Raw genomic sequence first — 19,076 nt, 5'->3', positions numbered from 1 at the left:
CACCATGCCTTCCCACCGGCACAGTCACGACGACCCGCAGCAGGCCGCCCTCAGACGGACCCTCCACCGCCGCGGATTCCTCGGCGTCGCCGCCGGCGCCTCGGCGGCCGCACTCCTCGGTACCGGAGCAGCCCCCGCGTACGCCGCCCCGTACGGCACACGGCCCGCCGCCCCGGCGACCCCCGCCCGGCACCCCCTCCACCGTCCCGTCCTCCCGCCCGGCCGCCTCGGCATCCAGCTCTACACGCTCCGCGACCAGACCTCGTCCCTCGGTTTCGCCCGCGTCTTCGAGGAGCTCGCCCGGTACGGCTACGACGAGGTCGAGTTCGCCGGCTACACCCAGGGCACCGCCGGCGCGATCACCCTGCGGCGGATCAAGCGGCTCCTCAGGGACAACGGCCTGCGCGGCATCGGCAGCCACGTCGGGTACGCCTCGGCCGACCCCACCGCGTACACGTTCGCCACCGCCCTGACCAAGGTCCTCGACGACGCCGAGGCCCTGGGCCTGCCGTACGTCGGCACCCCGTCCGTCCCCGACCGGTACGGCAACACCGTCGACGCCTGGAAGCGCGCCGCCGCCGAATTCAACGCGTACGGCGCCGCCGCCCGGGCCCGCGGCCTGCGTTTCTACCACCACAATCACGCCGAGGAATTCGCGTTCGCCGCCGACGACCCACGCGTCCGTCTCTATGACGTCCTGCTCGCGGAGACCGACCCCCGGCTCGTCTTCTTCGAGATGGACATCTTCTGGGCCTATGTGGCGCAGCATCGTTTCTCCAGGCGTCCGGACGGCACCCCCGCCCCCTTCGAACCCCTCGACTACGTCCTGGCCGCGCCCGCCCGCTACCCCCTCTTCCACGTCAAGGACGGCGAGCACGACACCGCCACCCAGGACGGCTACCGCATGGTCGACGTAGGCGACGGCGACATCGACTACCGCCGCTTCCTCTCCGCCGTGGAACGCCGCCGCGGCCGCCGCTCCGCCCACTGGATCGTCGAACGGGACGACGCCGTGGACCCGGCCGCCAACCCGGCGGGCTCCCTGTCGACCGCCCGCCGCTCCGCCCGCCATCTGCGGAGCCTGCGCGCACCGCGCGGTTAAGCCGTACGCCCGTGGCCGGGTAGTGTGCTCAGGATCAGCGCTACCCGACCGGGGCCACCGGTACGACCAGATTGGCGAGACGTACATGAGCGAGGGGACCGCACCACCGGCGGGCGACGCGACCTCCGTCGCCGACGAGGAGGCGCGGGAGCGCCTGCTCTACCTGCGGGGCAGCATCGACAACCTGGACGCCGCACTCGTGCACCTGCTCGCCGAGCGCTTCAAGTGCACCCAGCAGGTCGGCGAGCTGAAGGCCCGCCACAACCTCCCGCCCGCCGACCCGGCCCGTGAGGCCACCCAGATCGCCCGCCTGCGCAGACTGGCCGAGGACGCCAAACTGGACCCGGCCTTCGCCGAGAAGTTCCTGAACTTCATCATCGGCGAGGTGGTACGCCACCACAAAGCCATCGCGGACCAGGAAATCGGACGGGACGACGCCCCAGGCCGGCGTGACGTGACCATCGGCTGACGTACCGACGTGCTCCGGCGTGCTCCGGTCCGGCTGGGCTGGACGGGAGCGGGCGGCCGGTCCGGAAAACCTTCACTGTCAGTGGTCGGCGTTACCGTCAGTGACATGACCGTAAGCAATCATCTGCTGGACCGGATCGAGCGCACCCCGGACGTCCGGGAGCTGCTGCGCTCGTCCTTCGCCTTCGACACCAGCCGACGGAACGGTGACGGCCTGCGGCTCGCCTCGGGCGCGCCGCTGGAGCCGATCGCCGGAGAGTTCGCGGGCGGGACGTACTTCCTGTGCCCGGAGGAAGACGGCCGTCGGCCGGTGGTCTACGCGAGCTCCGAGGGCGAAGGCGGGCTGATGGCCGACGATCTGGCGGACGCGCTGGAGATCATCGTCGGCCTCGACTGGATGGACTGCCTCAGTTTCTCCGGCGGCGGTGACGCAGCCGTCATGCAGGTCTCCGCTCAGCATCTCGAACGGCATCTGGCCAGGGACAATCCGGAGATAGCCGAGGAGCGTGCCCGGGTCGCCGAGGCTCTGTCGCTCCGTATCGTGCCGGTCGCCGACCTCGTCGTCCGGCTGCACACGGCCGCCTCGCGGACCGTGCCCGAGTATGTGGTGACCACCGAGGACGGGGAGGAGTACGGTCCGCTCTTCGGCGTGTCCACGGAACCGCGCCTGGGCGGCTGGGACTGAACCACCGGCCGCGCCCGGCCCCTCGAACAGGTTTGCCCCCGGCCTCGCGCACAACCCTTGCCGGCGATCGGAGGTCTCGGTCTCCGTCACGACCTGTCACGACGCCATCTCTCCATCGGCGCCCTTCCCGTACTGGGGGAACCATGCACCGCACCACCGTCACCGCCGCTGCCCTCGCGGTGCTCTGTCTCGGGCTCACCGCCTGTCAGCCCGCGGGGAGCGCCGACGGCGCCGCGGGCTCGCCCACGAAGGCGGTGGCGGAGCCCGGGGCAGCCGCGGAGACCACGCCGGGGCCCGCTCCGGCGCGGAAGGCCACGCTGCCCGATCTGGTGGGGAAGGGGCTGCAGAGCGCGCAGGACGCCGCCCAGGCGGCCGGGTTCCGGGTGCTGCGCAGTCACGACGCGCTTGGCCGCGGACGGATGCAGGCGCTCGACCGGAACTGGAAGGTCTGTACGCAGACCCCGGGGCCTGGCCAGGTGGACACCGGCCGGACGGTGGACTTCGGCGCGGTGAAGCTGACGGAGTCCTGTCCCGAGACCGACGCCGGGTCCTGGGCCGCGGCGGACGGCTCCGCCGGGGCCGGATCGGCCATGCCGGACTTCCGGGACAAGTCGGTGAAGGTGGCCCGGCGCGCTCTCGACGCCGGTACCGGCATCACGGTGAAGGACGCCTCGGGCCGCGGGCGGATCGTGCTCGTGGAGTCCAACTGGAAGGTGTGCCGCCAGAGCCCGGCGGCGGGCACGAAGGTGGACGGGCAGCCGGTGACGCTGGAGGCGGTGAAGTTCCAGGAGGAGTGTTGAGGCTGGGAGGGCCTATTCGAGCTGGCTGAGCCCCCTGATCCCCTTGTGCCCCTGAGCCCCCTGAGCCCCCTGAGTCCGTCGGGTCTGCCGCGCCCGCCGTCATCCTCTTCAGCGCGGGCGCCGGGCTCGTAGGACGGTGTCGTGGGTGTGGGAGGTGCCGGCGGGTGCGGGAACCGTCCGGGGGCGGGTCTCGTTGATCTGTACGGTCCAGTCGGGGTCTAGGAGCCGGGCGATGTCGGCGGGCCGGTAGTAGTCGGCCGGGTCGAAGTCGGGCTGTACGGGCAGGCCGGTCACGTCGTGGCCGACGAAGAGCAGGGTGCCGCCGGGCGCGACGGCGGCCAGCAGCCCGCGCAGCGCGGTGTGCTCCGGTTCGTGCAGGAGCGGGAAGTACTGGACGGACACCAGGTCGAACGCGTCGGCCGGGGGCGGCGTGACGGCCAGGTCGGCCCGAGCCCAGGCGATGCGGTCGGCGACGTCCGCAGCCGCGGCGGCGGCGCGCCGCAGGGCGACCTCGGAGATGTCCACCCCGGTGACCTGCCAGCCCTGCCGGGCGAGCCACCGGGCGTCGGCGCCCTCACCGCATCCCACGTCGAGTGCCTGCCCCGGCGGGAAGCCGGTGATCTCGGTGACGAGCACTCCGTTGGGCGATCCGCTGAAGAGCTGGTCGCGGCTGCTGTACCGGTCGTCCCAGAACTGGGCGTCCATAGGGTTCTCCTGGGGGAGTGGAAGGGGAAGGGAAGGGGCTACAGACCGTGGCGCCGGTCGCCCGCGACCAGCTCGCAGACGTGGGCTTCGGACGCGGCGGAGAACGGGTCCTTACGGGCTCGCACCGCGCGGCGGGTGTCCTCGGCGACGAGGTCGGCGTTGATCGCCCCCGCCGCGGCCGAGCCGGAGGCGGCGGACGCGAGGCCGTTCGCGGTGAGGTCGGCGGCGTTGCCCGCGACCCACACGCCGGGCACGTCCGTCAGACCGGCCGGGCCGGCGGCGAGGTACGAGCCCATGCCGCTCGGGTGCTCGGTGGAGGCCAGCCCGAGGGAGTCCAGGAACGCGGCCGTGGCGGCGCCCGGGACGGCGCGGGGCGCCACGGTCAGCGCCCGGAGCGGGAGCAGTTCGCCGGTGTCCAGGCGGACTCCGGTGAGGCGGTCGTCGGTGATCTCCAGACCGGTCACCTCGCCGGGTACGACCGTGATGCCGCGCGCCGCCAACTGCTCGGTCTCCTCGTCCGTAGGGCGGGGACCGGTGTGCAGCAGGAGGGTGAGCCGGTCGGTCCACTGACGGAACAGCAGGGCCTGGTGCACGCCCATCGGGCCGGTGGACAGGACACCGATCGGCGCGTCGCGTACCTCCCAGCCGTGGCAGTACGGGCAGTGCAGCACATCCCGCCCCCACCGCTGGGCGAGGCCGGGGACGTCGGGGAGTTCGTCGGTGAACCCGGTGGTCACCAGCAGCCGCCGCGCCCGTACGGTGCGCCCCGCGTCGTCGGTGACCGCGAACAGGCCGCCGTCCCGTACCGCCGTCCGCGCCCGGCCGGTGCGGATCTCGACCCCGTAACCGGCCACTTCCCTGCGTCCCGCCGCCAGCAGGTCGCCGGGCGCCGCGCCGTCCCGGGAGAGGAAGCCGTGCATGTGGGCCGCCGGCGCGTTGCGGGGCTCACCGGCGTCGATCACCAGGACGGACCGCCGGGCGCGGCCCAGCATGAGCGCCGCGCTCAGCCCCGCCGGACCGCCTCCGACGATCACCACGTCGTACCGGTCACCGGTGTACCGGTTGCTGTCGTATCGGTCGCCGTCGTATCGGTCGCCGTCGTCCCGGCCACCGTGATCAGGCCGGGACTCCCGGAATTCTCGGGCTTCTCGGGCTTCTCGGGTCATCGTGACCACCTCCGCCCCCAACCTGCGCCCTCTCCCACCGGCCTGACAAAGTTCTTTGCGGAAACCGCAAAACGTGAGCACAGTGGAGGGGTGGACGGCGAGCGGACGGGCGACCGCTTCGATGCCGTGCCGGCCGCGGTCGGGCCCCGGCCGTCCTCGACCCCCGGGTACATCCGCGACCGTTCACCCACAACGGCATGACCGTCGTCCCGCTGAGCCGCAACCCCGGCGGTCTCCAGGCGTTCAAGCAGATTCTTCCCGCGCAAGGTCGCCGAGCTCGACACCCACCTCCCGCACTGGTTCGGCAACGCCGACGCGCGGCCGGTGGAATTCCTCACCATCCTCGGCCCTCAGGGCGAGCGCTTCCACATCAAAGCCCGCTACCGGCCCACCGATTCCCGATAGGCCGGAGCGAGCCCTCACCCGGAGCGGGCCGACCCGCCCCTCACCCCAGACCGACCACCCCTCCCTTCCCCACCGGCCGCCGCAGCAGCAGGGACAGGCCCGCTGCCACCAGGCCCACACACCCGGCGATCGCGTACGCGCCCTCGTACCCCCACGCCGCCACGACCGCCGCGCCGATGCCGCCGCCCAGGAGGCCGGAGACCAGTTTGGAGCTGTAGACGAGGCCGTAGTTCGACGCGTTGTTGTTCTCGCCGAAGTAGTCGGGGACGAGGGCCGCGAAGAGCGGGAAGAACGCGCCGCCGCCGAAGCCGGACAGGAAGGCGAAGACGAGGAACAGGGGCTGGTTGGCGTGCTCCCCGGCCCACAGGACGCCGAACTGGGCGAGGCCGAGGACCAGGCACACGTACGTCAGGGTCACGCGCCGCCCCAGCCGGTCCGAGAGCCAGCCGACCACGCCCCGGCCCGTGCCGTTGACGACCGACATGATGCCCATGGAGGACGCCGCGACCAGCGGCCCGAACCCGGCGTCCTTGGCGTACGGCACCTGGAAGGAGATGCCGAAGATCGAGACGCCGGCGGTGCACAGCAGGCAGACCCACATCAGGGGCAGCATGCCCGTACGGATGGCCTCACGCGGAGTGAACTGGGCCGCCGAGGGCGGGTTCTTGCGCAGCGCGGCGGAGGTACGGGAGTCGCGCGGTACGGCCAGCGGGTCGACGTGTGCGGGCCACCAGTTCTTGGGCGGGTCCTTGAAGAACAGGCCCGCCACCGCGGTCAGCAGCAGCACGTACAGGCCGACCAGGTCCAGTACGGTCCGGTAGTTGTCGGCGTCGAAGCCGTAGGAGAACAGGAAGATGAACGGTACGGCCCCGTAGGCGAAGCCGCCGTTGACGAAACCGGTCTTACCGCCGCGCCGTTCCGGATACCACTTGCCGACCATGTTGATGCAGGTCGCGTAGACCAGCCCGGCGCCGGTGCCGCCCAGCACGCCGAAGCCGGCGATCGCCCACCAGATGTCCGCGGCGTGGCTCAGGCTCAGGAAGCCCGCCAGGGACAGTACGGACCCGCAGAGCATCGCGGCACGGCTGGTGAGCAGGCCCTTCTCCCGCAGTCTGCCCGCGGGGAAGGCCACCGCCGCCTGGAAGAAGACCCAGACGCTCAGCACCCAGAAGGTGTCCGTGTGTGTCCAGTGGTGCGCCGCGGAGAGAGTGGTCTCGGCGGCTCCGAAGGCGTACTCGAATATGCTGATACCGAGCATCGCCACCCAAGGCAGCAGCACCATGGTCCACCGGGGGTGGCCGAGCAACTGCCGGTCGGTCTCGCCCATGCGGTAGACCCGCCCGTGCGCGTCGCGGACCTCGGTGACCGTGGTGCGGTCCGCGCTCCTGACGTCCTGAGTGGTCACCTCACATCGCCTCCCGTCGCCTCACCGTCCGGATCACAGCAGGCCGGCGGCGCGTGCCCACCGGTATTTCGCGCCGAGCGCCGCCACCGGCTTCTCGGTCGTGTACGGGTACGCCACCACGCCCCGCGCGAAGAGGTACGCGCCCGCCTCGGCCACCTCGGTGTCCCCGGCCAGTGACGCCACCACCGGCTTCTCGACGCCGGCCGCCCGGAACTCGGCGACCACACGCGCCGTCAGCTCGGCGAAGACCATCGGCGGGGTGACGAGGGTGTGCCAGTAGCCGAGGACCAGGGCGTGGACCCGGGGGTCGCGCAGGGCGAGCCGGATGGCGGCCTCGTACGTGGCGGGCGGTTCGCCGCCCGTGATGTCGACGGGGTTGCCGGCCGCCCCGAAGGGCGGGATGAACTCCCGGAAGGCGGCGTCCAGATCGTCCGGGACGGTCATCAGGCGCAGCCCGTGATCGACGGCCGCGTCCGAGAGCAGGACGCCCGAGCCGCCCGCCCCCGTGACGATGAGGACGTTCTCGCCCTTCGGCGTGGGCAGCACCGGCAGCGCCCGCGCGTACTCCAGCATCTCGTCGAGCCCCGGCGCCCGGATGACACCGGCCTGCCGCAGGATGGCGTCGTACACCGCGTCGTTCCCGGCCAGCGCACCGGTGTGCGACCCGGCGGCCTTGGCGCCGGCACCGGTCCGTCCCGCCTTCAGCACCACGACGGGCTTCTCGCGTACGGTCTTCCGCGCGGCCGCCACGAACGCACGCCCGTCCTTCAGGTCCTCCAGGTGCATCGCGATGCTCCGGGTGTGCGGGTCGTGGGCGAAGTACGTGAGGAGGTCGTCCTCGTCCACGTCCGCCTTGTTGCCGAGGCCGACGATCGCCGAGACGCCCGTCCCGGTGGCGCGCGCGAAACCCAGGACGGCCATGCCGATGCCGCCGGACTGCGAGGTCAGCGCGACCGGGCCGGTGACGTCGTACGGGGTGCAGAAGGTGGCGCACAGGTGGTGCCAGGGGGAGTAGTAGCCGTAGATGTTCGGGCCGAGCAGCCTGGTCCCATACTTCTCGGCAATGGCCACGAGCCGTTCCTGAAGGGCGTGTTCGCCGGTCTCGGCGAAGCCGGAGGGGATCAGTACGGCATTCGGGATGCCCTTGCGCCCCACTTCCTCCAGGGCCGCGGGCACCAGCCGCGCCGGGACGGCGAAGACCGCCACGTCGGCGCCGTCCGGTACGTCCGCGACGGAGCGGTACGCCGTACGGCCGAGGATGGTCCCGCCCTTCGGGTTCACCGGGTGGACCGCGCCGTCGAAGCCCCCGTCGAGCAGATTGCGCAGCACCGCGTGCCCGATCTTCCCCGGCTCGGCGGAGGCACCGACGACGACCACCGAGCGCGGCCGCATCAGCCGCTCCATCGAGGCGAGGATCTCCTCCTCGGAGTACTGGCGGCGCCGCGGGGGCGGCCCGTCGCCGAGGACGATGCGTACGTCGGCGGCCAGCACGCCGTCCGGGGAGGCGAACACCGGGTTCAGGTCGATCTCGGCCACCTCGGGGAAGTCGGCGGCCAGCCGGGACACCCGGACGATCAGGTCCGCCAGCGCCGCGCGGTCCACGGCGGGCCCGCCGCGTACGCCGCGCAGCACCTCGGCCGCGCGGATGCCGTCCAGCATGGACTCCGCGTCCTCCGTGGAGGCCGGTGCGAGACGGAAGGTGACGTCCTTGAGCGTCTCCACCAGCACTCCGCCGAGCCCGAAGGCGACGACCTTCCCGAAGCTCGGGTCGGTGACCGCGCCGACCAGCACCTCCAGCCCGCCCTCCGGCGCCATCCGCTGCACCAGTACGCCCTCGATGCGGGCCTCCGGGGCGTACGCGGTGGCGTTCCGCACGAGCGCCGGGAACGCCTCGCGCACCTCGGCGGCCGAGGAGAGCCCCACCCGTACGCCGCCCGCGTCCGTCTTGTGCGGGATGTCCGGCGAGACGATCTTCAGGGCGACCGGCCCGCCGATCCGGGCGGCGAGCGCCACCGCCTCGTCCGCCGTCTCGGCCAGGCCCTCCGCCGGGGTGGGAATCCCGTACGCGTCCGCGAGGAGCCTGCCCTCGGGAGCCGTCAGCGTCGTACGCCCGGCGGCCCGCGCGGCCCGCAGCACCGCTGCCACGTCCACCGTCGCCGCCCCCGTCGTTGCCGCGTCCATCGCTGCCGCGTCCGTCTGTCGGTCCGCCATCAGATGACTCCGTCCGCCGCGAGCCGCCGCAATTCCTCGTCGCCGAGCCCCAGCTCGCCGCCGTACACCTCGTCGTTGTGCTCACCGAGCAGCGGTGAAGACTCGATCTCCACGGGGGAGTCGGACAGCTTCAGCGGCGACCCGACCGTGGTGAACGTGCCGCGCCGCGGATGCCGGACCCGGACGATCATCCCGTCGGCGGCCAGCGACGCGTCCTGCACGATCTCCTTCGTGGACAGCACCGGGCCGCAGGGGATGCCGTGCGCGGTCAGCCGCTCCAGCACCTCCCACTTGGGCAGCGTGGCGCTCCACTCCTCGACGAGCTGGAAGACCTTCGCCAGCTTGGACAGCCGGGCGGCCGGCGTCGACCACTCGGGGTCGTGGGCCAGCTCGGGCCGTCCGATGAGCCGGGAGAGCGGTTCCCAGCCGGCCGGCTGCACGATGACGTACACATAGTCGTTGGGCCCGCCGGGCGCGCACCGGACCGCCCAGCCGGGCTGCCCGCCGCCGCTCGCGTTGCCGCTGCGCGGCACCTCGTCCCCGGAGGTGTCGTCCGGGTACTCCGGCAGCGGACCGTGCTCCAGCCGCTGCTGATCGCGGATCTTGACCCGGCACAGATTCAGCACCGCGTGCTGCATCGCGACCTGCACCCGCTGTCCGCGCCCGGTGCGTTCCCGCTGGTAGAGCGCGGCGAGGATACCGGCGACGCAGTGCACGCCGGTGCCCGAGTCACCGATCTGCGCGCCGGTCGCCAGCGGCGGCCCGTCCGCGAACCCGGTGGTCGCCATCGACCCGCCCATGGCCTGCGCGACGACCTCGTACGCCTTGAACCGGGTGTACGGGCCGTCGCCGAAACCCTTGATCGAGGCGTACACGAGCCGCGGGTTGATCTCCCGGACCCGCTCCCAGGGGAAGCCCATCCGGTCCACGGCGCCCGGCCCGAAGTTCTCCACCAGGACGTCCGAGCGGCGGATCAGCTCGGTCAGCAGCTCCTTGCCGCGGTCGGTCTTGGTGTTGAGGGTGATGCTGCGCTTGTTGCAGTTGAGCATCGTGAAATACAGGGAATCCACGTCCGGTATGTCGCGCAGTTGGCCCCGGGTGACGTCACCGGTGACCGCCTCCAGCTTGACGACGTCCGCACCGAGCCAGGCGAGCAACTGGGTGGCGGACGGCCCGGACTGCACATGTGTCATGTCCAGCACCCGGACACCGCTGAGCGCCTTGGCGCCTGCCTCCTGAACTGGAACTGTGCTCATCAGCGGCTCCTCACTTGTACATGGTCTGGTTGACGGTGCCGGGGGCGTACGCGTCCGGATCGATCCAGACGTTGACCAGCGACGGCTTGCCGGACTGCCGGGCGCGCTCCAGCGCCGGCCGGATCTGCGCCGGGTCGCGGACCTCCTCGCCGTGCCCGCCGAGCATCCGCGCGAACGCGTCGTACGGCACGTCGCCCAGCGTGTTGCCGAGCCGCTCGCGCGCCGCGCCGTACTTGGCGCGCTGGCCGTAACGGATCTGGTTCATCGACGAGTTGTTGCCGACGATCCCCACGAACGGCAGATCGAAGCGGACCAGCGTCTCGAAGTCCCAGCCGGTCAGCGAGAACGCGCCGTCCCCGAAGAGCGCCACCACCTCCGTCTCCGGCCGCGCCTTCTTCGCCGCCAGCACGAACGGCACGCCGACACCGAGCGTCCCCAGCGGCCCCGGGTCCATCCAGCGGCCCGGCGCCTTCGGCTGCACCACCTGACCGGAGAAGGTGACCACGTCGCCGCCGTCCCCGATGTAGAGCGAGTCCTCGGTCAGGAAGTCGTTGATCTCGCTGACCAGGCGGTACGGGTGGATGGGCGCGGCGTCCGAGCGGAGCAGCGGCAGCCGCTTGGCCAGCGCGGCCTCCTCGACGGCCCGCAGCTCCTCGATCCACTCCTTGCGCCGCCCGGCACCCGCACTCGCGTCCACCCGGCCCGAAGCGGCCTGCGCGGCGGCGGCCAGCACCAGCCCCGCGTCGCCCACGATCCCCAGATCGACGTCCCGGTTCTTGCCGACGGTGCGGTAGTCCAGGTCGATCTGCACGACGGTCGCGGCGGGGGACAGCCGCTTCCCGTACCCCATCCGGAAGTCGAAGGGGGTGCCGACGATCACGATCAGGTCGGCGCGGGCGAAGGCGTGGCGGCGGGAGAGCTGGAAGTGGTGCGGGTCGCCGGGCGGCAGCGTGCCGCGGCCCGCGCCGTTCAGGTACGCCGGGACGTTCAGGGCCCGTACGAGACCGGCCGCCGCGTCCGTACCGCGCGTCGTCCACACCTGGCTGCCGTACAGGATCGCCGGCCGCTCGGACCGTACGAGCAGGTCGGCCAGCTTCTCGACGGCCTCCGGATCGCCCGCCGAACGGGTCGAGGCACGGTAGTGCCCGGCCCGGGGCACCCGCGCCGTGTCCCGCGGCACCTTCGCGTCCAGCACGTCCCGGGGTATCTCCAGGAAGGCGGGCCCGGGCGCGCCGTGGAAGCACTCGCGGAACGCCATCGAGACCATGTCGGCCACCCGCGCCGTGTCCGGCACGGTGGCCGCGAACTTCGTGATCGGCGTCATCATCTCGACGTGCGGCAGATCCTGCAGCGACCCCATCTTGTGCTGCCCGCGCGCGCCCTGCCCGCCGATCAGCAGCATCGGCGACTCCGCGCGCAGGGCGTTGGCCACACCGGTCACGGCGTCCGTCGTGCCGGGCCCGGCGGTGACGACGGCACACCCCGGCCGCCCGGTGATCCGGGCATGGGCGTCGGCCGCGTGCGCGGCGACCTGCTCGTGCCGGACGTCGACCACGTCGATCCCCTCGTCCGCGCAGCCGTCGTAGATGTCGATGATGTGGCCGCCACAGAGGGTGTAGACGACGTCCACCCCTTCCGCCTTGAGCGCTTTGGCGACGAGGTGGCCGCCGGAGACGAGGTCGTGGGGGGTGGTGTCCGGGGCGAGGTCAGGGGCTTCGTCGGGCATGGGGCATCGCTTCCCTTCGGGGGTGGGCTTGGGCTCGGGTTCGGCGCGGGTCTCGGCTTCCGGTGGATCGCATACAGTCGACGAATACTGTATGGAGCCTGTATCCCGCATCGAGCCGCCGCTGTCCAGGGCCCACCGCACTGTTCCAGCCACCGGGCCGGGGCCTGGGATGTCCCATAACCTCCGGTTATGCCCACAGTGGATACGCAGGTGAAACCCACTCCAAAACCTTGGTATTGTTGTCCATGTCGCCGCGGGGAACGCCCCGCGAAGACCACACCTGGTCCGGGTGGCGGAATGGCAGACGCGCTAGCTTGAGGTGCTAGTGCCCTTTATCGGGCGTGGGGGTTCAAGTCCCCCTCGGACACAGATCAAGGGACGTTCACGAGATCGTCCCGAAGCGTTCACGAATTACCGGTTGAGTCATGTGACTCACCGGTAATTCGCCGTTTCTGGGGCCTCAAGCCTCGTGATCGGCTCGATGAGGAGGTGAGGCGGTGGCGGTCCAGGCACTGCGCCTCTCACCTGCGGAAACAGGACATGCCTGCGCGACGGCTGGTAGCCGTGGCGCAGGCATGTGGGGTTTTCAGGGGGTGGAGCGCGGCGGGGGTGTGTCACTCGCGTGGCGGCGGCTCGACTTGCTCGGTCGGAAGGGGGCGCGCCAGGGGCGGGTCGGAGGGCTCACCGGGTTGGGTGACGGCGCTCTGCGTGCTGGCCTTGCGGGGCTGGATGCCCTGGTCGCGGAGGAACCGTCGAATGGCTCTGAGGTTCGCCACAAAGATGATGACGGCATTGAGCAGGGTCTGTGCGACGCGTCCGTGCGGCAGGCGGAGCTGAGGATTGTCGATGCTGTCGAGGGCCGACTTCTTGAGGTTGCCGTTGCCGCCCTCATTCTGACTGCGCAGTCCGGACCAGGCTTCCTGCCACAGAGGGGTGAACAGGGGGTATTTCTGCCGCCACTTGGCCAACACGGCGCCCGGGACGGTGATGCTCTTCCCCCTACAGATGTCTGGGTGGACGGGGAGGTCCCGCTTGGGCCTGGGGATGGTGGGCAGGGCTGCCGGGGTACGGACAGTGGGGGCGTCGAGGTCGACGACCGTGGACGGGCGTGGCTGGGGCCGGCGGTAGCAGGTGACCGTGGCGTGGGACCCGAGGGCGGGGCACTGTCGACGCTGGTCCCCTGTGGGGCCGTACTCCTTGATCTTGGTCTGGTAGTCCTTCCGGGACTGGATCAGGTTGAGTGCGTGGGCGCGGTCCTCGTCCGTGCGGCTGTCGATGTATGTGGCGCCCGCAGTGATGAGCGGGGTGGGCATCAGCGGGCAGTAGAACTCGCCGCCGACCAGCTGCAGGCCACGGAACTCTCCCTGCCGGTCGACCTTGTCGTCGTTGTAGTGCTTCACTGCATTGAGGCCGAGTTTGAGCAGCTGCAGATGCAGGTTGTGAGGCTTGGCCTGGGTGATGCCCCGGTCGGCGCAGAACAGCCCTCTAATCAGGCCTCGTTCGAAGGCCGGCTGGATGGCGCGCAGGGCGGCCGGGCCGGGGTCGGTGCCCGGGGTGTGAAGGATCATGCCGAGGCAGACCGCGGGGTAGGCGCCGGCGAGCTCGCCATGGCCGTGGCCCGGGAACGCGGCCATCATGGCGTAGCGGAACTCTCTCTTCTCCGGCGCCTTGCCCTTCTTCTCCTGTCCCGACTTGGTCTTGCGAGGCAATGGCTTGTTTGCCGTGCCGCGCCGGGTGCCAGTGTTCGTGGAGGCCGCAGCTTTGCCCCTGGGCCCCGACTTCTTCTGCGTACCTCCCTTCACGTACATCCCGGCGGTGATCTCAAGCGAGGCCCGGTCCTGGTGGTAGTCCGGCTCTTTGCCCCAGACCGGAACCGGAGTGTCGTCGACCGCGATGTGGCCAGGCCACCGAGCGAAGTCGCCGCGCCGGTAGGAAGCCATCACCGGAGCGAGAACCAGATCCTGGGCGATGGCCTCGACGGCCAGCAGCGCCTCACGACCCTGACCATCCTCCTGTCGGTGCTGCGCGACCTGACCGAGGATCCGGAACTACGCGGTGACCTCGACCGGCTGGTGATGGAGCCGGGTGCCAAGATCCGTGGGCTCGCCCCGAGGCCGCGGCTCACTCTGCGCAGCCGTGACGCGGACTTCTTCGAGAAGTACGTGCAGACGAAGGGCGCGGTGGGCACTCTGCTGACGCTCAAGGAGGAAGCCCTGCGGACCGACGCGCAGAAGGCCGTTCTCCGCAACGCGACGGTCCTCCACCAGAGCCTCACCGCGGTGACCGAGGAACGCCGGCTGGAACTGGCTCAGATGCTCGCCGAGCGGACGTTCCTCGTCGTCGTCAGCACTCCTGACCTCGACAGCGCACACCGGATCTTCAGCGTCATGAACTCCCGTGGCCTGGACCTGTCTCCCACCGACATCTTCAAGTCGCAGATCATCGGAGATCTCGGCGCGGAGGCGTCCGAGGCGTGCGCCACCACCTGGGAGCACGCCGAGGAGATGCTGGGACGTGACGACTTCGCGGAACTCTTCCTCCACCTGCGGATGATCTTCGCCAAGAAGCGGGCGGAACAGGAGCTGCTCAAGGAGTTCCCGGAGCAGGTGCTCAGCCGCTACTTCCCTGGCAGGGCCGAGGTCTTCGTCCATGACGTCGTCCGGCCGTATGCCGAGGCCTACGCCCAGATCCGCGAAGCACGTTATGAGTCCGCTTCGGGTGCGGAGGCGGTCAACGCCTGGTTCAGGAGGCTCCAGCAGGTCGACAACTACGACTGGCGACCGGCCGCCCTCTGGGTGTTGCGCCACCACGAGGACGACCCGGCATGGCTCGACACGTTCATGCGAGCCTTGGAGCGGCTGTCGGCCAGCATGTTCGTCCGCCGCGTCTACACGACACCTCGCGTCACACATGGTACGCCGAGCTGCTTCGGCAGCTCGACGACGGACTGGGCCTCGACTCCCCGGCTCTCGAGCTGAGGGACGACGAGAAGGCCGAAACCCGGGCCAGGCTCGATGGCGATCTCTATCTAGTCGGCAAGATCCGCAAGTGCGTCCTGCTGCGGCTCGACGAGCTGCTGGCCCGCGGGCAGGGGGTGACGTACGACCACCCGCTCATCACCGTGGAGCACGTCCTGCCGCAGAACCCGAAGGCCGACTCGCAGTGGGTCGAGCTGTTCGACGAGGAGCGGCGTGCCCAGTGGACGCACCGCCTGGGAAACCTGGTGCTGCTGTACCGCGCCAAGAACTCTGCGGCCCAGAACCACGACTTCACCGCCAAGAAGGCCAAGTACTTCACCGGTCGCGGGGGAGTGGTCCCGTTCGCGCTGACCAGCCAAGTGCTCCAGCACGCCGAGTGGACCCCCGAAGTGCTGAAGGCCAGACAGGAGGAGCTGCTGGGGGTGCTCTTCGAGGAGTGGCGTCTGTGAGTGCGGGGGCTGGGGTGTCACGTCCCGGCTCTTACCCCAACGATCTCCATGAAATTCCAAAGAGTTCCATGATTGGGGGTGGGTGGGTTATGGTCGTCCACAACTCACGGCTCACGGCCCCGCGTTGTAACGCTGCTCCCGTGTGCCCCGTGTCGTTCAGTTGCCGTCAGCCTGTCCGGCCCCACGCTTCACAGCCATAGTCTCCACGGGAGTTTCGCCATGCCAGAACCCGCCGATCCCGCCCCGGACCCGTCTCCCGCAGGGCCGCCCGCCCAGGACCCGGCGGCCGGCCCCCTCGCCCATCTCATCGCCGATCGACTCGCCGGCTCGGACCTCGACTAGGAGACCCGATGCCTCCTGCTCACCGCGTTCCGGTACGACGACGGGGCGCGCGGCCGGATGCCGGGCGCCTACCTGCAGTCCGTCACGGTCAGCGGCTTCCGCGGTATCGGACGCACCGCACGCCTCCCCCTCACCCCCGGCCCGGGGCTCACCCTGGTCGCCGGCCGCAATGGCTCTGGCAAGTCGAGCTTCGCGGAGGCTGTCGAGATTGCGCTGACCGGCGACAACGCCCGTTGGCGCGGCCGCAGCGACATCTGCGCAAGAGCTGGCGCAACCTTCACCACGGCCAGGAACCGCAGGTCGCCGTGGAGTTGCGTATCGACGGCGAACCGGAGCCGGCCACCGTGCTGCGCACCTGGCACGGGGACGACGTCGCCGACTCCACTGCCGAACTCGACCACGGGCCACGAGCCCGTCCCTCTCCCGGGCCTCGGCTGGCAGGAGGGCCTGGCGACCTACCGCCCCATCCTGTCGTACTCCGAGCTCGGCCAGGTGATCGGAGGCAGGCCCAGCGAGATGTACGACGCCGTCGCCTCCATCCTCGGGATGGAGCAACTCGTCGCCGCCAACGAGGGGTTGCGGGAGCTGGCCCGCGAGTACGAGGCACCCGCCAAGGAAGCCAAGGCGGAACTGCCCGCCCTGCTCATCCTCCTGGACGGCACCGACGACCCCCGCGCCCGGGCCGCCCACACCGCATTGAGCGGGCGGCGCCCAGACCTCGCGCGGGCGGCCGAACTCGCCGCCGGGACCGGCCCGGCGGACGAGTCACTCCTGTTCGACCTGCGCCGCCGCTCCACCCTGACCGGACCCGACACCGAGGCGGTCGCCACGGCCGTGACCCGGCTGCGCGAAGCCATCGCCTCCGCGAGGACCTGCGGGGCACCTCCGCCGAGGACGCGCTGCGCCGCGCCGAACTCCTCGCCCGTGCGCTCGCTCACCACCGCGCCCACCCCGCCCTCGACACCTGCCGCCAGCAGAGCAACGTCGCCCTCGGCCCGGTCCGCCTGGGCGGCTCCGGAACCCAGCGTAAGGTCGCCCTCGACGTGACCGTCGACGACATCGACGCCCCCGCGCTCGGCGTGATGAGCCAGGGGGAACTGCACTCCCTCGCCCTGTCCCTCTTCCCCCCGTGCACCTTCCTCCCGGAGAACCCCTTCCGGTTCCTCGTCATCGACGACCCAGTGCAGTCGATGGACCCCGCCAAGGTGGACGGTCTCGCCCGCGTCCTCGCGCTCCTCGCTGAGCACCGCCAGGTCGTCGTCTTCCCCCACGACACCCGCCTGCCGCAGGCCCTGAAGTACCTGCGGCTGCCCGCCACCGTCCTCACGGTCGACCGCCGTGAGCGCTCCGCCGTACGGGTCCGCTCCGGCTACGACCCCGTCAAGCAGGCCCTGGACGACGCGAAGGCGCTCGCCAGGGCCCGTGATCTGCCCGGCGACGTCGTAGCCCGCGTCCTGCCCGGCCTGTGCCGCACCGCCCTGGAGGCCGCCCTCCTCGAACCGGCCCGGCGCCGGCTCCTCGGCAGGGGCCTGCCGCACGCCGAGATCGAACAGCACGTCGCCAAGGCCCACAAGCTCACCGAACTGGCCCCCCTCGCCCTCTACGGGGAGACCGACCGGGTGGGCGAGACCATGACCGACCTCACCCGGGCCTACGGCCAGCAGGCCACTGACCACATCCGGTGGTGCAACAAGGGTTCCACGAAGCCGTACCCGTCGACGACGCGGAGGAGATCATCCGCCGCACCGCGGACCTCGCGAAGGCGGTGCGCTCCCTGTGACCACGATCCGCCCGGCCACGCCTATCCCGCCCGCACGCCCGCCCCGGCTCCCCGCGGCCATCCCGCCTCCGCCGCCGCCCACCTCGCCCCCGAGGAACTGCCCGCGGGCACGGACCGGTTGCTCGGCACGGCCACCGCCTCCACCGCGGGCGTCTGGCCGCGCGCCGTGGCACTGCTGCTGCGCCACGCCCTCGAAGAAGCCCTGCGCCGCTACTGGCAGGCTCGCAAGCCGCAACTGTCCTACTGTCTGCCGCACGCCCAGGCCCTGTGCCTGGAGTCCTACGCCGACCCCGACACGGCCCGCCGCTGGTCGGCGACCTGGGCCGGCCTCAGCCGGGCCTGCCACTACCACGGGTATGAGCTGGCTCCCACGCAGGGGGAGTTGTGCGCGTGGCGGGACGACGTCGAGCGGGTGCTGGGTGCACTGGCACAGGGAACGGTGTCGACGGCTGCAGTGCGCCTGCAGGGTGTCCGCCGTGCCATGGGCGTGTCATGGTCACCAGTCCTTGGGCCAGAGGCCACGACACCATTCGTGAGGTGGAGTCGGCAAGCATGCAACCTGTGGACAGGGGCGGCGTTTGTGTGGGAGGTCCTAGCAGCGGTGGCCCTTCGCGCCGCCGGTGCGGGCGCCCTGGCAGCCGGGCGCCGATCCCGTGTACGCCCGGAACCAGGGAGACCGTGCGTCGTGCGGAGGTTGTGGAAGTGGAGTCGCAGGTGCTCCGGGCGGCCACCTCGGTATCGTGGTCGGCATGCCGTCCACACACCTACTGATTATTGGTGACCGCGCCGCACTGAGCTGGGTGGTCACTGCGCAGCGGATGGCCTTCCCTGCCGGGCGTTCCAAATCGGCCCGAGCCCTGGAGGAGGGCGACGAAATCTTTCTCTACACCACGCGGGGCTGCTTCAGGAACCCTATGCGCGACCTCGGGCGCGTTATCGGCCGTGCCCGGGTCGCTGGCCCGGTGGGAGTCCTGAAGGATCCGATCGTCTTTGGCGAGCGTACCTTTACCGAGGGCTGTCACCTGGAGGTGTCCGGCCTGGCGCGGTTCCGCGAGGGGTTGGTTCTGCGTGACCGTGTGCCGAGGCTTTCCGTGTTCCCTGATCCGGCCACGTGGAGCGTCCGTATGCGGAGGGCATCGCTGACTCTGCCGCCGGGCGACGCCAGCCTGGTGCGTACAGAACTGGAACCGCTGTTGGTTTCCTACAGGGAGGCAGCTGAGGGCTACCGTTGGGAGCCGACTTTGGCCTGACCCGACGGACCGGAATGTCGGGTCCGACTTCCGCCTCTGCACAGGGCCGTGTCGCCCACTCGGCGGGTTCGAGAGCGTGCCAATTTCGGCTCCCACCAGCGTCGTCATCGCCTGATGACCGTGCCGGAGGTTTGGTTCTCGAGGACAACTTGACGCGACTCACGACCCGTCGAGCATGGGGGCGTACATCCGCGGGATGCCCGGACATCGCTGGTCGGCCGAAAGACGCGAACCCGCCCCGCTCGGGATTCCTGTCCCTCGGCGGGGCAGGTACCTTGCGGACCTTTTCCACGCAGCGTGCAGTCCGTCTTGGAACGTGTGTTGAGTCGTCGCGCCAGGCCCCGATCG

17 protein-coding genes, 1 tRNA gene and 2 pseudogenes are annotated in these 19,076 nt (G+C 71.0%); 13 read left to right on the top strand and 7 right to left on the bottom strand.

Annotated elements, in window-relative coordinates; genetic code table 11:
- Positions 1 to 4: 4 nt before the first annotated feature.
- From EJG53_RS06745 to EJG53_RS06730, 4 genes are all read left to right on the top strand, one after another.
- Positions 5 to 1,102, top strand: a complete 1,098-nt coding sequence (locus EJG53_RS06745; RefSeq protein ID WP_125044077.1) for a sugar phosphate isomerase/epimerase family protein — start codon at positions 5 to 7, stop codon at positions 1,100 to 1,102.
- 85 nt (positions 1,103 to 1,187) lie between these two features.
- Positions 1,188 to 1,571 carry a chorismate mutase gene (locus tag EJG53_RS06740; RefSeq protein ID WP_125044076.1) on the top strand — a complete coding sequence of 128 codons (384 nt, stop codon included), beginning with the start codon at positions 1,188 to 1,190 and terminating at the stop codon, positions 1,569 to 1,571.
- A gap of 105 nt (positions 1,572 to 1,676) precedes the next feature.
- Positions 1,677 to 2,255, top strand: coding sequence for a hypothetical protein (locus EJG53_RS06735; RefSeq protein WP_125044075.1), 579 nt, complete (start codon positions 1,677 to 1,679; stop codon positions 2,253 to 2,255).
- Positions 2,256 to 2,398: 143 nt separating this feature from the next.
- Positions 2,399 to 3,055, top strand: coding sequence for a PASTA domain-containing protein (locus EJG53_RS06730; protein WP_125044074.1), 657 nt, complete (start codon positions 2,399 to 2,401; stop codon positions 3,053 to 3,055).
- Positions 3,056 to 3,163: 108 nt separating this feature from the next.
- Here the strand turns inward: EJG53_RS06730 and EJG53_RS06725 are convergent, their stop codons facing one another.
- A complete protein-coding gene (locus EJG53_RS06725; RefSeq protein ID WP_125044073.1) occupies positions 3,164 to 3,760 on the bottom strand; it encodes a class I SAM-dependent methyltransferase in 597 nt (198 codons plus the stop codon).
- A 38-nt stretch (positions 3,761 to 3,798) separates the two neighbouring features.
- Positions 3,799 to 4,926 (bottom strand): NAD(P)/FAD-dependent oxidoreductase, encoded by a 1,128-nt coding sequence (locus EJG53_RS06720; RefSeq protein ID WP_125044072.1) that lies wholly within the window; start codon positions 4,924 to 4,926, stop codon positions 3,799 to 3,801.
- Positions 4,927 to 5,084: 158 nt separating this feature from the next.
- Between EJG53_RS06720 and EJG53_RS42270 the strand changes: the two are divergent.
- Positions 5,085 to 5,331 (top strand): annotated as a pseudogene (locus EJG53_RS42270) (XRE family transcriptional regulator); the annotation flags it as partial.
- 40 nt (positions 5,332 to 5,371) lie between these two features.
- Here the strand turns inward: EJG53_RS42270 and EJG53_RS06710 are convergent.
- From EJG53_RS06710 to EJG53_RS06695, 4 genes are read right to left on the bottom strand one after another with little or no spacing between them, the layout of a single operon-like run.
- Positions 5,372 to 6,736 carry an OFA family MFS transporter gene (locus tag EJG53_RS06710; RefSeq protein WP_244955018.1) on the bottom strand — a complete coding sequence of 455 codons (1,365 nt, stop codon included), beginning with the start codon at positions 6,734 to 6,736 and terminating at the stop codon, positions 5,372 to 5,374.
- Positions 6,737 to 6,769: 33 nt separating this feature from the next.
- Positions 6,770 to 8,917, bottom strand: a complete 2,148-nt coding sequence (locus EJG53_RS06705) for an acetate--CoA ligase family protein (RefSeq protein WP_125049204.1) — start codon at positions 8,915 to 8,917, stop codon at positions 6,770 to 6,772.
- A gap of 29 nt (positions 8,918 to 8,946) precedes the next feature.
- Positions 8,947 to 10,203 carry a formyl-CoA transferase gene (gene frc / locus EJG53_RS06700; RefSeq protein WP_125044071.1) on the bottom strand — a complete coding sequence of 419 codons (1,257 nt, stop codon included), beginning with the start codon at positions 10,201 to 10,203 and terminating at the stop codon, positions 8,947 to 8,949.
- A 10-nt stretch (positions 10,204 to 10,213) separates the two neighbouring features.
- The gene (locus EJG53_RS06695; protein WP_125044070.1) at positions 10,214 to 11,929 is read right to left on the bottom strand and encodes a thiamine pyrophosphate-binding protein; all 1,716 of its coding nucleotides are present in this window, start codon (positions 11,927 to 11,929) and stop codon (positions 10,214 to 10,216) included.
- A gap of 282 nt (positions 11,930 to 12,211) precedes the next feature.
- Between EJG53_RS06695 and EJG53_RS06690 the strand changes: the two genes are divergently transcribed.
- A tRNA-Leu gene (locus EJG53_RS06690) sits at positions 12,212 to 12,298 on the top strand.
- A gap of 245 nt (positions 12,299 to 12,543) precedes the next feature.
- On the opposite strand, the gene EJG53_RS06685 is transcribed toward EJG53_RS06690, so the two are convergent.
- Complete coding sequence (locus EJG53_RS06685; RefSeq protein WP_125044069.1) at positions 12,544 to 13,869, bottom strand: hypothetical protein; 1,326 nt, start codon at positions 13,867 to 13,869, stop codon at positions 12,544 to 12,546.
- On the opposite strand from EJG53_RS06685, the gene EJG53_RS06680 reads away from it, so the two are divergent.
- The 7 genes and pseudogenes from EJG53_RS06680 to EJG53_RS06665 all read left to right on the top strand — a co-directional run bounded on the left by EJG53_RS06680 (position 13,825) and on the right by EJG53_RS06665 (position 18,728).
- Positions 13,825 to 14,907: a DUF262 domain-containing protein gene (locus tag EJG53_RS06680; RefSeq protein WP_218041907.1), complete on the top strand. Its 1,083-nt coding sequence runs from the start codon at positions 13,825 to 13,827 to the stop codon at positions 14,905 to 14,907. The two genes, EJG53_RS06685 and EJG53_RS06680, sit on opposite strands and share 45 nt — an antisense overlap.
- A 116-nt stretch (positions 14,908 to 15,023) precedes the next feature.
- Positions 15,024 to 15,356, top strand: a complete 333-nt coding sequence (locus EJG53_RS41680) for an HNH endonuclease family protein (protein WP_218041996.1) — start codon at positions 15,024 to 15,026, stop codon at positions 15,354 to 15,356.
- 219 nt (positions 15,357 to 15,575) lie between these two features.
- The gene (locus EJG53_RS43290) at positions 15,576 to 15,698 is read left to right on the top strand and encodes a hypothetical protein (RefSeq protein ID WP_280526756.1); all 123 of its coding nucleotides are present in this window, start codon (positions 15,576 to 15,578) and stop codon (positions 15,696 to 15,698) included.
- 57 nt (positions 15,699 to 15,755) lie between these two features.
- Positions 15,756 to 15,938, top strand: a pseudogene (locus tag EJG53_RS43825) (AAA family ATPase); the annotation flags it as partial.
- Between the two features lie 252 nt (positions 15,939 to 16,190).
- Complete coding sequence (locus tag EJG53_RS42265; protein WP_244955017.1) at positions 16,191 to 16,745, top strand: hypothetical protein; 555 nt, start codon at positions 16,191 to 16,193, stop codon at positions 16,743 to 16,745.
- A complete protein-coding gene (locus EJG53_RS42260) occupies positions 16,742 to 18,259 on the top strand; it encodes a hypothetical protein (RefSeq protein WP_244955016.1) in 1,518 nt (505 codons plus the stop codon). Before EJG53_RS42265 ends, EJG53_RS42260 begins: the two co-directional genes overlap by 4 nt.
- Positions 18,228 to 18,728, top strand: a complete 501-nt coding sequence (locus tag EJG53_RS06665; protein ID WP_125044067.1) for a hypothetical protein — start codon at positions 18,228 to 18,230, stop codon at positions 18,726 to 18,728. The genes EJG53_RS42260 and EJG53_RS06665 overlap by 32 nt, the downstream gene beginning before the upstream one ends.
- Positions 18,729 to 19,076: the final 348 nt, after the last annotated feature.

The sequence above is a fragment of the Streptomyces chrestomyceticus JCM 4735 genome, from assembly GCF_003865135.1.
Classification (GTDB): domain Bacteria; phylum Actinomycetota; class Actinomycetes; order Streptomycetales; family Streptomycetaceae; genus Streptomyces; species Streptomyces chrestomyceticus.
This window is presented reverse-complemented; position numbering and strand designations above follow the sequence as displayed.

Bases quoted from the DNA above. Each gene is read 5' to 3' on its own strand.
- EJG53_RS06745 (WP_125044077.1), top strand. From the start codon at position 5: ATGCCTTCCCACCGGCACAGTCACGACGACCCGCAGCAGGCCGCCCTC.
- EJG53_RS06740 (WP_125044076.1), top strand. From the start codon at position 1,188: ATGAGCGAGGGGACCGCACCACCGGCGGGCGACGCGACCTCCGTCGCC.
- EJG53_RS06735 (WP_125044075.1), top strand. From the start codon at position 1,677: ATGACCGTAAGCAATCATCTGCTGGACCGGATCGAGCGCACCCCGGAC.
- EJG53_RS06730 (WP_125044074.1), top strand. From the start codon at position 2,399: ATGCACCGCACCACCGTCACCGCCGCTGCCCTCGCGGTGCTCTGTCTC.
- EJG53_RS06725 (WP_125044073.1), bottom strand. From the start codon at position 3,760: ATGGACGCCCAGTTCTGGGACGACCGGTACAGCAGCCGCGACCAGCTC.
- EJG53_RS06720 (WP_125044072.1), bottom strand. From the start codon at position 4,926: ATGACCCGAGAAGCCCGAGAAGCCCGAGAATTCCGGGAGTCCCGGCCT.
- EJG53_RS06705 (WP_125049204.1), bottom strand. From the start codon at position 8,917: ATGGACGCGGCAACGACGGGGGCGGCGACGGTGGACGTGGCAGCGGTG.
- frc (WP_125044071.1), bottom strand. From the start codon at position 10,203: ATGAGCACAGTTCCAGTTCAGGAGGCAGGCGCCAAGGCGCTCAGCGGT.
- EJG53_RS06695 (WP_125044070.1), bottom strand. From the start codon at position 11,929: ATGCCCGACGAAGCCCCTGACCTCGCCCCGGACACCACCCCCCACGAC.
- EJG53_RS06685 (WP_125044069.1), bottom strand. From the start codon at position 13,869: ATGGCTTCCTACCGGCGCGGCGACTTCGCTCGGTGGCCTGGCCACATC.
- EJG53_RS43290 (WP_280526756.1), top strand. From the start codon at position 15,576: ATGCCAGAACCCGCCGATCCCGCCCCGGACCCGTCTCCCGCAGGGCCG.
- EJG53_RS06665 (WP_125044067.1), top strand. From the start codon at position 18,228: ATGCCGTCCACACACCTACTGATTATTGGTGACCGCGCCGCACTGAGC.